The sequence below is a fragment of the Chitinophagales bacterium genome (genome assembly GCA_040877935.1).
Lineage (GTDB): Bacteria > Bacteroidota > Bacteroidia > Chitinophagales > CAIOSU01 > JBBDNB01.
On the sequence record JBBDNB010000008.1, the window covers coordinates 67,348 to 80,299 of the forward strand.

A 12,952-nucleotide genomic window follows, 5' to 3' on the forward strand; every position below is an offset into this window, starting at 1 on the left:
ACCTATGTTATTGCTTCATTCCTATGTTTCCTCAATACCTATGTTGTTGCTTCATTCCTATGTTTCCTCAATACCTATGTTGTTGCTTCATTCCTATGTTTTCTCAATTTCTATGTGGTTAAACATACTATGCTGTAATTGATTACTCAACAAACAAACTTTTAAGCTTGCTGAATAATCCTTTGTTGTTGCTATCAACTATAACAGGCTCCTCTGTTTGAGCTTTTTCTTTTGGCTTCGCTCCTTCTATCAGTTCCCTTGAATTTGTTCTCTCATATCGCTCTGCTATATAATCAAAATCAACCTTAGGGAAATTATAATCAACCAAACCCAGTGATTTACCTACTTTGGGGCGATCTTGGATATTCTCGCCAAACTGCTCGAAATTGGTCATAAAATCATCGTCTTGCGCAAAAGCCTCCAATTTTGCATCACCGTGCTCTTCTTTGTTCCAGTAATAAGTCCTGAATTCAGTGTCTTTATGGGTGAAGTAGGTATTGGTCACTATTCTTAACTTATCGGAATAATTGGGCGGGGAATAGTGCATTATGCTTTGGTCGAAAAAAACAGCTTCACCAGCCTTCAGTAACAATGGCTGCATGTAATCCAGTAAATCTTCTTCTTTAACAGGACTGAAAAACTCTGGTATTGATGACCCTCTGTAAGTAGGGAAAAGCCTGTGGCTGCCAGGTAACACGAAAATAGCCCCATTTTTAATACTTAAATCGCAAAGCGGCACCCAGATATTAATCCCCGTAAAACGCGACTCATCTACAAGACTCATATCCTGATGTACGCACATGCCACTCTCCGGGCCGGGATTTTTGACAATAAAGGAGCCGCAAACGACTTTTATATCTTTGCAATATTTTTCAATACTTCTTTCACATATTCTTTTGATTTCCTTATCGGCAGTCTGTCTATATGCTTTGTCTTTTGAAAAAGTACTCGGAAAAAATCCCTTTTCATCTTCGGGATGCAGACGATGGTAGAGTTCGGTCAATTCTTTGATTTCCCCTTCATTAAAAAAAGGCAGGGCGATAAATCCGTTTTTCTCAAATTCTTCCTGGTGTCTTTCATCTTGAAACACCGTTTTCATTTTATCGGGGAACTGGAACATAATTCTTTTTTTAGCTGACCAATTTCTTTTTGATTTCCCTTGCAATATTCAGGGGTGTATATTTTTGGAAAAAACTTCTGTCATCTATCCATACATATTCCTCTTGCTCTTTTGGCTTTTCCTCATGTTCAACTGTTTTTTCTTCCTCTTCTTTTTGCTCTTGTTGTTTTTCCTGCTGACTAAATAATTTTGCCAATTTCTCAGTCATGGGCACATTGTATTCATTTCCAGCTGATTTTATCATTTCAACCAATTCATCACTTGTAAACTGAGGGCAATCGTATGGCACTTCCTTGGGCTCACCATAGCCTTCAATCAACTCACCATTTTCATACATTTTTGCCAGCCTTGCATTTTCATATTTAAGAAAAAAATCTTCATCAACTTTGTATTTAAGTAAAGTGTCATTTTTACCATCAGGTTTTAAATAGTAATGAACCAATTGCGCATCTTTTTGGGTCACTCCTACTCCCGCTGCCAACCTTATTCCATCTGTAGTATTGGGCGGTGAGGCATGAAAAGTACGGTTGTCAAACATCAAGACTTCTCCGGCTTTCATTTCTATGGTTTTCAAATAAGGGAATATACTGAACATATGATCGCTCAGCGGCACAGGCGTTTGAGGTGATGGTGATGGCCTGTTGTACTCCATAAAACGGTGGCTGCCTTTGATTACGCCCATACAGCCATTATCGAGCGTGGTATCCACCAATGCTACCCAGCAGGTAATGGAACAATAACCATCTTCCTCTTTATCTACAAAGCTCCAATCCTGATGGGCAGGAACTACGCCTTTGGGGTTGGACTCTTTGATCACAAAACTGGAAACATAGGGTTTAAAATCCTTCAAATGGTTTTCAAGTGCCGGTACTACAGCACCCCATATCTTTTCCCTAATGCTTCGGCACATATCCTTGTCCTTTTGATCCATGCTCACATGAAAACCGAAGCCATTTTCATCTTTCAAATTGAGGTTTTCATAATAACGCTTTAAATCATCCACCTCATTTTGGTCAATCAGCGGGAATACCGCATAGCCTTCATTTTCAAAAAACTGCTGTTTTTCAACATCTTTAAATAAAGGCTTCATTTTAAAATTTTCTGCTCTTTCCTCTTGCATAAACGCTATTTTTTTTGTTCGATAAGCCTCTAATGTAAGCGGCTTTCTATCATATTTAAATGTATCAATCAATTTGCCATTCTTGGGCCGCTCTCCAATTTGAGTATTGTACTCCTGAAAAAAATTGGTACCCACTGCATATTGCTCCACTTTTCCATCTTCCGCCCCGTGATAAAAACGCAAATCAGCATCGGCATGAATCAAACCATAAGTTACGGCTAATCTTGGACTTTCGCTAAAATTTGGAGGTGAGGCATGTAACAAAGCCTGGTTAAAGATAAATGCTTCTCCTGCCTTCATCGGCAAAAGCTTTAGGTCTTTTCTTATCACATCCCTAATATTGTTAAACGGGTCGGTAAGGGATGGTGAGCGCAAGGCATCTGAGAATTTATGGCTGCCATCAATTACTTGTATGGCACCATTCTTTTCACCTACATCCTGAAGTGGAATCCAAATGGTTACGGAAGCAAACCTATTCTCATCAACTACCGTCCAATCCTGATGTATGGGCATTTCGCTTTCTGGTCCTGGTTGTTTGTTCAAAAAGCAACTGCCCAACTTTTTAACTTCGGTAAACTTGCTTTCTACTTTATTTCCAAGTAGCGATTCTACCTTTTGATTGATTTTTTCTTTGTGCTTTGAATCTTCATTAAAACTTGAAGAATAAAAACCATTGGGGATTTCGGGGTGTGTTTCATGAAAAAAATCTTTTAATTCTGCTACCTCTTTCTCTGAAAGAAAAGGCACTACCACATAGCCGTACCTTTCAAAATCTGCCTGTAAGTTTTTGTTTTTGAATAATTGCTGCATTTTCTGACCTCCTGTATCAGGCATAATCTACCATTTTATCTTCGTTTCTAATCAACATAAATGTGGCTAAAAAGGCACCTATTACTACAATGGCAATTGCAGGCCAGTATTGCCACACCGGAAAAGTTTCTCCCAGCAATGCAAAGCGATAACCTTTGATAATTCCAGCCATTGGATTAATGTACACAAAAAACTCATAACCCTTTGGGATTATAGTAGTCGGATAAAAGACGGGGCTTACCCATATGGCTATACCAATTATTGCAGGTACGATCTGGTTCAGATCGCGAAAACGAATATTCAACACATTCATCCACAGCGCTACAAACAAACCACAGAAAATATTCAACAGTATGAAAAATGGCAAACTCATTATCTTAATACTCAAAATTTCCCCTTCTAAAATCATCATTATAAAAAGTATGGCCAGGGAAACTAAAAAATCGACACCGGTAACAAGTACGGTAGACAATGGCAATATCAATTTCGGAAAGTACATTTTCTTTAAAAGATCCTGTTTTTCAATCATAATATTGGAACCAATATTTGCCAACTGGGCAAAATAATTCCAGGCTATCATGCCTGTAAAAGCAAAAATATAATAAGGCTGCTCGGTGGGTACTTTTAAGAAAAAATTGAAAATAACAGTGAAAATGGCAACCGTAATCAAAGGCCTGAGTACAGACCACAACAAACCAAAATAGGTTTGTGCATAGGCTGATTTTATCTCCTGTTGGGCAAATACACCTATCATTGAATAATATTTCAGCAATTCATGCCAATACTCGCTAATAGTAGGTGCCTGAGCAGTTATTACTTTAACATGTTTAGTACCTTTGTTGTGATACATCTATGAAAAAACGGCCTTTAACTTTTGAAGAAAATTACGCTCTTCAGGTAATTCATCAATTTTTCTTTGTTTCATTCTCCCAACGAATTCTTCTTCGTCAATCATTCTATTCTGAATATCGAATTCCTTTACAAACTTAACATTGCCGGGTTTGGCCCAGGGATTGAATTCCATGTAAAAATCCTTATCAACCTCCAGCATTTTAATTGTTTGAGGCCTGGATGATTCCATGTGATAATGCACAGAAGGGAAATCAGAAGGTATGAGTATCAGCTGAATGGCCAGGCGCAAGCCGGGTGTTTTGTTCACCGCAGAATAATGCACTATACTATCGTCAAGTACTACACAGTCACCGGCTTTGGTTTCCAATGGAACCAAATGGTTTTCAATGATCTCTTTTTTGATACCGTCTAACTCCCAGGGTACCATTGGCCCCCTGAACTCTCCAAATCTTTTATGACTACCAGGCACAACCTGAAGCGTTCCATTTTCAACTGTGGAATCTACCAAAGGACACCAAATGGATACGGATGTACATTTTCGTTCTTCAACAAAAGCCCAATTCTGGTGCAAAGGCACTTCGCCTGCTTCGGGCTTCTTGCGGATATAATTGGCTATTATTGGTTTGTAATCTGCCAGCACACGCTCTACATGCGGTTGGAAGTATTTTGTGATTATATCAAAAACCTTTCGTTTGTATTGAGGGTTTTTGTCAATAAATGTAAAATCATAGGTTATGGCATTTCCGCCTTCCACACCTGTTTCATCTGCTGTGATTTGCCCCCCACTGGCCGGAAGTGTATCGAAAAAATTTTGTTTTAATTCTTCTACTTCTTCTTGGGATATGAAAGGAATGCTTACATACCCATCCTTTTGAAAACGAGCTTCCAACTCATCATTCCTTAATATTCTTCTCATGACAAATGATGTTTTAATAAAATACCTGTACTAAAAATCGAAATACACTCCTTTCTACAAATTTAACCTAAACAAATTACACTATTGGTATTACTTGTAGGTATATTCAAAGTTTGTCTATAAAGTGGAAAATACAATTATCTTTAGATTAATTCAAATAGCATTTTACTGACAAAAATTTCAAAAACGCCTAAAAAAAACCACTTTTATCATCAGCAATAAAGCACAACACAATGCCTCATCGGGAATGGTATATTTTCTCGGATTTATCGGGGCTGCGATCTATTAACCTATCATATAACTAAACTGCTTTCTTCCTGATAATCAGATAAAATATTGTTATCAAAATAGATAATAGGAGCATCGCTCATAGGTGAACTGAGTTCGATAATTATTTAAGAGCTCACCTGCCCGATAAAGTCCTGCCCGAACTGGGACAGGCGGGCATTCAGGCGGGGAAATTCACTAAAACGCAATAGGCAAGGCGCGTTTGACATTTGCCAGTTTTTCCAGTTCACTAATGGCATAATCCTGGTTTGAAGCTGCAAGTACCGCTTTCTGCATTTTAGCTACATTTTCCTTAAATCGTTTATTGTTTAAAATTTCATCCACCGCTTTCTGAATTCTTCCAGTTTTTTCATTTTTACCCAACTGTATTCCACAAGCGTGATAAGCCACTTTTGCAGCATTATCGTTTTGGTCGCGTCCCATAGGCATACAAATCAGTGGCGCCCCATGAGCAAGGCTACGCATTACCGTGCCATGACCAGCATGGGTGATCATCAAATCTGCCATTGGCAATACCTGTGAATGTGGTGCTGATTCAACGACTACCACATTTTCCGATACCTGAAATTGCCCGGGCTGCATTACAGGCCCTAAGGTAACCAATGCCCTTACATCCCTTTCGGCAAGTGCATCAATACAGCGTTGAATAACAGCAGCCTGATTCTGAAAAGTAGATGAAAGACTGACCACAACTAAAGGTCGCTTGTCATTTTCCGGCCAGGGATTTTCCCAGGGTTCTACCCAATCCGGATCGTCAAGAATGGGACCGGTATATCGCACATTGCTTGGCGCAGGTTTGAGTGGAAAATCAAATTTCTCAGCCGTTTGGATAATTCTTAGATATGCATTTAAAATAAGGTCTGCCAGATTGTTCAATTCACCCAACCCATAAGACTTTCTCAATTGATTAATCTGTGGCAAATACTTGTTCAATGTTTTATGAAAAACCTTAGCCAGAATTTTATCCCGCAGTTTTCCGAAAAATGAAGTACCGGGTAATAATCCCATTACACCGGGAGGTCTGTTGTCCCCGGGAAAGTATTCCGGCATGTGAAAGACCACTACAGAAGGCACTTTTAAATACTCCCCTGCAATAAGTGCAGTTGGCATCATACAGTCCACCATTAAAACATCTGCAGGATTGTTTTTCAATGCTTCAATGGTTTCTGCTATCACAATGGATGCAGGGCCGAAAACAATATTATCAAAAGCAGGTTGCGAGAGTGGCGAAGCATTCCAATCTTTACAGATATCCTCTTTTCTGTCGGTTCGGGTAAAATGCTTTTTAAAACAAATAAAATTGAAACCATTGGCTTTAACTACTGATTCAAGACAGGGTTCTGTTAAAAAACTCACTTTGTGACCGTGCTTTGCCAATCGCTTAGCCAGACCAAACACAGGAGGAATATTCCCACCGGCATCGACAGTAACAAACAAGTAATGCTTCAAATTTTTCATGGTAAATTGTTTTAAGGTTTATTTTTGATCAGTCCTTCCACCATAGTCCATAATACTGCGTATGTTTCTTTTTTGCTCTTTCCCAGGTCTTTTCTGAGTAGTTTCCACAGATAAAAGTCCGTGGCGGCAAAAAAAGCGTGCAATCGAGTTTCGTATTCCTTTGTGTTCTTTTTCGGTAAATGTTCCTCAAAAACTTTTGCACACCATTCCCTGTGAAATGCCCTGCCTTTGATTAGTGCTTTTTTAGCTACTGCCAATTCTTCTTCAATAGCCAGTGTACGTATTGCCGCCTCTCCTATTTCTTCATAATTATCAAGCAAAACCTGTAAAGCCTGCTCTACCCCCCCTTCAATAGCTACATTTCTTTTATGACTGATCTTCCCAATATCATTGTCAATGCAATATTCTATCAAACCTTCTTTTGAGCCGTATTTTCTAAGAATTGTGCGAACAGTCACTCCTGCATTCTCTGCCACCATATCCAGGGTGATTTCATGCATCGAATATTGCTTCCAAAGTGAAAAAGTGGCATCCAATATTTTTTGCTCATTGCGGTTCACCTGCTCTGCCCGCTTTGTCATCTTGTAATTCCTTTTCACTTGCTTCATCTGCTTATATCAATTTGGTTTCCCTGAACAAATTCATGTCACAAATATAGACATCAATTTATTTAATGTCAAATAAGGTGACATTAAAATCAACAAGAAGCTTACCGTTGATTTACATTCTGCAATATCCAAACTTTCTCTTTCAGTATTTAACTCCTATTTTAGCTATTTAAAAACACCAATTTGCATACACCATAGCAGCCATGTTTAATTTACGGGCATTTATTGATGCACCAATTTTTCATGTTTCGAAATCAATCGGCTTTCGGCTGGAATCACAGTTTTTGAAAATACTGCTATGATTGGCATTCATGCGTTTATCATGCTTATGAACATTTTGAAAGGTAAAAACAAAGGCTGTATATGCTACTAAACAAAAAGATTCCATTTGCTTATATAATCAATAAAGTAAAATATCAGATTATATATGTAACGGTGTTTTCATTACTGGTTTATTTTTTAGCTAACAGATACCAGGAAATCCTGCCCAATATACAGCTGGGAGTACCGGCATTTATAGGTACAGCCATTTCAATTCTACTTTCATTTAAACTCAATCAATCATACGATCGCTGGTGGGAAGCCCGAAAAATCTGGGGCAGTATTGTCAATGATTCGCGCAGTTTTGTCATCCAGTTGCAAAGTTTTATCAAGCCTGGAAATGAAGCTGCGATAAAAAAAATAGCCTATCGACAAATTGCATGGTGCTATGTTCTGGGTGATGCCCTTAGAGGCAAAGACCCCCTCAAAGATGTACGGGAATTTATAGCACAAAAAGATTTTGATTCAGCTGAAAGGCACAAAAATAAAGCACTGGCACTTTTGCAAATGCACGCTCGCGATCTTGTAGATTTAAGAAAAGATACCCAGATCGAATTTACCACACACAAATTGACAGTACGCTTGTAAGGCTCTGCGAATCTATGGGAAAAGCCGAACGCATAAAAAGCACTGTTTTTCCGCTGACCTACCGGTTATTTTTGCTTTTTGCCATTTACCTTTTTATTACCACTTTCACTATTTCTTTGAGTGATTTTGAACTTTATTTTCAACTGCCCCTCTCTCTTTTGATATCCCTGATCTTTTTGCTGCTTGAAAAATCGGCCAGACACATGCAAGACCCTTTTGAAAACCGACCAACCGACACTGCGATGACTGCCACTGCGCGAAATATTGAGATCAATATCAGGCAATTGTTGGGCGAGGAAAATGTCCCTGCCCCCTACCCTGCACAAGGTTATTATCTGATGTAAAACCATTCAAGCTTCAATGCTGCTGTAAAAAAAACATTTAGCATTTTACTTTCAGTACTATCTGCTTTTAACTATTCACTTATAAGCTTTATTTTAGCCCGCAGTTTCAATAATTAAACACAAAAACAAAATGAACATTCACGAATATCAGGCAAAACAAATTTTCAAGGACAATGGCGTAACAATTCAAGAAGGCTATGCTGTAGATTCAGTAGATGCTGCAAAAGAAGCTGCTGAAAAACTCAATAAAGACACTGGAACAGAATGGTTTGTGATAAAAGCACAAATCCATGCCGGAGGAAGGGGAAAAGGAAAAGTACAGGAAACAGGATCTGCCGGAGTGGTCATTGCCAAGGGAAAAGATGAATTGCCCGAAAAAGTGAAAGGCATATTAAACGGTACTTTGGTAACTGCACAGACTGGCGATGCGGGTAAAAAAGTAAGCAAAGTGCTTATAGCTCAAGATGTTTATTACCCGGGCGACAATGAGCCAAGTGAAATTTATTTAAGCGTATTGATGGATAGGGACAGCGGTAGAAATGTTATCATCTATTCTACCGAGGGAGGAATGGATATTGAAACAGTAGCCGAAGAAACACCGCATTTGGTCCATAAAGAATTCATAGATCCAAAAGTGGGATTACAGGCTTTTCAAGCCAGAAAGATTGCCTTCAACCTGGGCTTGAGCGGAAATGCCTTCAAAGAGATGACCAAGTTTGTCGCCAATATTTACAAAGCCTATTTAAGTGCTGATGCTTCCATGATTGAAATCAATCCGGTATTGAAAACATCTGATGACAAAATCTTGGCTGTAGATGCCAAAGTTTCCATTGACGACAATTCATTGTTCAGGCACAAAGACATTGCCGAATTGCGCGATGTTACGGAAGAAGATCCTACAGAAGTAGAGGCTGGAAAATACAATCTCAATTTCGTAAAACTGGACGGCAACGTAGGCTGTATGGTAAACGGAGCAGGTCTGGCCATGGCAACCATGGATATCATTAAATTATCTGGCGGTTCTCCTGCCAACTTTTTGGATGTAGGCGGCACGGCCAATGCCAAAACAGTGGAAGCTGGCTTTAGGATCATCATGCAAGATCCCAATGTAAAAGCTATTTTGGTCAATATTTTTGGTGGAATCGTTCGTTGCGACAGAGTAGCCCAGGGCGTTGTGGAAGCCTACAAAAACATTGAAAACCTTGATATTCCAATTATTGTAAGACTACAGGGCACCAATGCTGAAGAAGGTAAAAAAATCATTGACGACTCAGGCCTGAAAGTAACCTCTGCTATTTTATTGAAAGAAGCTGCCGAACAGGTGAAGAAAGTGGTGGGGTAGATTTAGAGCACTTTTAATCCACCCAAGCCCAATTGAAAAGATAAAGCTTCTATAATTTCAAGTTGCTTTTCTGTTCTATTAATTATACCATATTTAGATAGGAGTCTTCTTTTATCAAGCGTACGAATTTGATGGCATAACACAATCGATTCTTTTGGTATGCCAAATTCACCCGCATTTAAAAGCGTTTCATTTGGGTAAATGATTTTTCTTCCTGCCTTTCTACTGGTAAGAGGTATTACATTTACAACATTTAATAAATCATTGATTTCTGTTTCGCTTATAACTAAGACAGGACGTGTTTTGCCTTGTTCTGATCCAATTACAGGATCAAGCCCAGCCATCCAAATACTCCATCTTTCGACATTTTTCATAATGTCTCGGAATCAATTTTATTGAAATCATTTTCTACTTCTTCAATATCTTGTAGAAAATTAGAATCCTTTGAAGCCTGTTTTAAAAGATTGAGCTTTGATTTTTTCTCATCAATACTGTCATCAATTATTACAAGCACTTTTTTGTGTTCTCCAAAATTCTCTGGCAGCTTTATAATAAGCTTCTTATTCTCCGGAACATCATATATTTGCTCATGTCTCATTGTGTGCTGTTCTTTTAATTAGCCTAAATATTCAGATAAAACTACAATATTTCCAATTTATTGGTTTCAATTTATTTTGCGAATTATCGATTGACTGAATATCCTGCAATTCTTCAAATATTTGTGGATAAATCTTAGCAAAGTACCGCTATCTTCTTCTAATTTTGCTTTTATCTTGTAAAGAATACCGCAAAATTCATTTGCTTTTCTATGCTATTGGCATCTGAATTTCCCGATATTCGCGTTGCAATCATTTTTAAAGCTTTTTATTAAAATCAGCCTTTTGTTTTTCTACAAGAATATTTACGTACACGGGTTCTGTCTTTTTCTGCTAATTTTTATGTGCAATATTTTTGAGCTAAGTGCCCAGGAAAAAGGCACAGTTCGGGGGATAGTCTATAACAAGGAAGATGGTGAGCCGGTCATCTTTACCAACGTAATATTAAAAGGCACTACATACGGCTCCTCAACCAATATCAATGGCCTTTATTCAATAACAGATGTACCGGTGGGCAATTACACATTGTTTTGCACAGGTATTGGCTACGATACAGCTACAGTTCAAATTCGAATTGAACCAGATAAGATCACATCGCAAAACCTCTACCTGGGTGAGCAGGATGTGAAAATCAAAGAAGTGAGTATTTCTGCCAAAAGACAGGAAGCGGTAAGCGAAGTCCAGGTTTCTACCATCCAAATTGAGCCAAAACTGATCAAGCAAATACCATCGGTAGGTGGCGAACCTGATATCTCCCAATTCCTACAAGTTTTGCCGGGCGTAGTTTTTACGGGTGATCAGGGTGGGCAATTGTACATTCGTGGCGGCTCTCCTATTCAAACCAAAGTACTGCTCGATGGGGTAACCATTTACAACCCATTCCATTCCATTGGTTTTTTCTCCGTTTTTGAAACAGATATCATCAGGAGTGTAGATGTAGTTACCGGAGGCTTTAATGCCGAACAGGGCGGCAGAATTTCAGCATTGATCGATATTAAAACCAAAGATGGCAACAAAAAGGAACATGATGGTAAAATTTCACTAAGTCCTTTTATGGCCAAGGCTGTTTTTGAAGGGCCGCTTAAAAGGCAAAAAGAAAACTCAGGTGCCAGCATCACTTATTTGCTAACAGGCAAGTACTCCATTTTAGATCGCACAAGCGAAGCCTTGTATCCTTATGTAAATGAAGGAGATGGTATTCCCTTTCAGTTCAGGGATTTTTACGGGAAATTGTCCTTCAACTTTGACGGTGGCTCAAGGCTCTCTCTTTTTGGTTTTAATTTCCACGATGTAGCAGATTTTAAAGACGTAGCCCGCTATGAGTGGAATTCCCTGGGTTTCGGAACCAATTTCTCGGTAGTTCCTGGAAAGTCTTCAACCATTATTGATGGGTTCATAGCCTATTCCAATTATGATGTAGAGCTGCGTGAAGCAGGACAGCAACCGCGCAGCAGCTCTATAGGTGGTTTTAATATCGGCATGAATTTCACTTATTTTCTTAGAGCAGGTGAAGTAAAATACGGTTTGGCCATTAATGGATTTTCTACAGATTATCGCTTTTTCAATAGCATAGGAACTATCGTTGAGCAAAATCAAAATACTACAGAACTCGGAGCTTTTGTACAATTCAAAAAAATCGTGGGAAAATTTGTACTGGAACCGGGAGTGAGGTTTGACTACTATGCATCGCTGGGCACTATTTCACCGGAACCACGCCTCGGCATCAAATACAATGCACTCGATAAATTCAGGATAAAACTGGCCGGAGGCGTTTATGCACAAAACTTTATCAGCACCAAAGCCGACCGGGATGTTGTGAATTTATTCAATGGTTTCCTATCTGCACCCGATGAAAGATTGACAGGAATAAATGGCGTACAATCCAATTCCAAGCTTCAAAGAGCTTACCATGCAATTCTTGGTTTTGAGGTTGATGTCACCCGTTTTATTGAATTTACTTTTGAGCCTTATTACAAACGCTTTGGTCAGTTGATCAATATCAACCGCAACAAATTATTCCCCAATGATCCGGACTTTATGATTGAAACTGGCAATGCCTATGGCACAGATTTTCTTGTGAAATACGACTACAAAAACCTGTTTATCTGGGCAGCCTATTCACTGAGCTGGGTAGATAGAAATGACGGCAACCAAACTTATCCCCCGCATTTCGACAGAAGACACAACCTCAATTTAACCACTACCTATACTTTTGGCAAAGGGAAAAATTACGAAGTAAGTGCGCGATGGAATCTCGGTTCAGGTTTTCCATTTACCCGAACACAGGCCTTTTATGAAGATGTAAATTTCAATGATGGAATTAATACCAATTATGCAGGGCAAAATGGAGACCTCGGAATACTGTATGAAGAGGAGCTCAATGCAGGCAGATTGCCTTATTACCATAGACTGGATTTTTCACTGAAAGCAACCTATGCATTATCGGTAAATACAACTTTGGATATTGTAGCAAGTGTAACAAATGCTTACAACCGGAACAATATTTTTTACTTCGACAGAGTTCGCTATGAGAGAATAGATCAACTTCCAGTTTTACCAAGTTTAGGGGTGTCATTATCTTTTTAATAA

General features: G+C 38.8%; 10 protein-coding genes and 1 pseudogene. 3 read left to right on the forward strand and 8 right to left on the reverse strand.

The features are described 5' to 3' along the window. Positions 1–142: 142 nt before the first annotated feature. From WD048_01930 to WD048_01955, 6 genes are all read right to left on the reverse strand, one after another. Complete coding sequence (locus WD048_01930) at positions 143–1,120, reverse strand: phytanoyl-CoA dioxygenase family protein (protein ID MEX0810945.1); 978 nt, start codon at positions 1,118–1,120, stop codon at positions 143–145. A gap of 10 nt (positions 1,121–1,130) precedes the next feature. Further along, a complete protein-coding gene (locus WD048_01935) occupies positions 1,131–3,074 on the reverse strand; it encodes a phytanoyl-CoA dioxygenase family protein (GenBank protein ID MEX0810946.1) in 1,944 nt (647 codons plus the stop codon). Next, complete coding sequence (locus tag WD048_01940; GenBank protein ID MEX0810947.1) at positions 3,067–3,900, reverse strand: ABC transporter permease; 834 nt, start codon at positions 3,898–3,900, stop codon at positions 3,067–3,069. Before WD048_01940 ends, WD048_01935 begins: the two co-directional genes overlap by 8 nt. Beyond that, entirely contained in the window at positions 3,901–4,818 is a 918-nt protein-coding gene (locus WD048_01945; GenBank protein MEX0810948.1) for a phytanoyl-CoA dioxygenase family protein, read from the reverse strand. It abuts the gene before it with no gap. A gap of 465 nt (positions 4,819–5,283) precedes the next feature. Beyond that, positions 5,284–6,564, reverse strand: a complete 1,281-nt coding sequence (locus WD048_01950; protein MEX0810949.1) for a glycosyltransferase — start codon at positions 6,562–6,564, stop codon at positions 5,284–5,286. 11 nt (positions 6,565–6,575) lie between these two features. Further along, a complete protein-coding gene (locus WD048_01955) occupies positions 6,576–7,172 on the reverse strand; it encodes a TetR/AcrR family transcriptional regulator (protein ID MEX0810950.1) in 597 nt (198 codons plus the stop codon). Positions 7,173–7,535: 363 nt separating this feature from the next. On the opposite strand from WD048_01955, the pseudogene WD048_01960 reads away from it, so the two are divergent. Together WD048_01960 and sucC are read left to right on the forward strand one after the other, a co-directional pair. Next, positions 7,536–8,425 (forward strand): annotated as a pseudogene (locus WD048_01960) (bestrophin family ion channel). 130 nt (positions 8,426–8,555) lie between these two features. Then, positions 8,556–9,767: an ADP-forming succinate--CoA ligase subunit beta gene (sucC, locus tag WD048_01965; GenBank protein ID MEX0810951.1), complete on the forward strand. Its 1,212-nt coding sequence runs from the start codon at positions 8,556–8,558 to the stop codon at positions 9,765–9,767. Between the two features lie 2 nt (positions 9,768–9,769). Here sucC and WD048_01970 read toward each other — a convergent pair whose 3' ends face one another. Further along, the gene (locus WD048_01970; protein MEX0810952.1) at positions 9,770–10,141 is read right to left on the reverse strand and encodes a type II toxin-antitoxin system PemK/MazF family toxin; all 372 of its coding nucleotides are present in this window, start codon (positions 10,139–10,141) and stop codon (positions 9,770–9,772) included. After that, positions 10,138–10,365 carry a hypothetical protein gene (locus WD048_01975; protein ID MEX0810953.1) on the reverse strand — a complete coding sequence of 76 codons (228 nt, stop codon included), beginning with the start codon at positions 10,363–10,365 and terminating at the stop codon, positions 10,138–10,140. Before WD048_01975 ends, WD048_01970 begins: the two co-directional genes overlap by 4 nt. Positions 10,366–10,648: 283 nt before the next feature. Between WD048_01975 and WD048_01980 the strand changes: the two genes are divergently transcribed. Continuing rightward, on the forward strand, positions 10,649–12,949 hold the full coding sequence (locus tag WD048_01980; protein MEX0810954.1) for a TonB-dependent receptor: 2,301 nt from the start codon (positions 10,649–10,651) through the stop codon (positions 12,947–12,949). Positions 12,950–12,952: the final 3 nt, after the last annotated feature.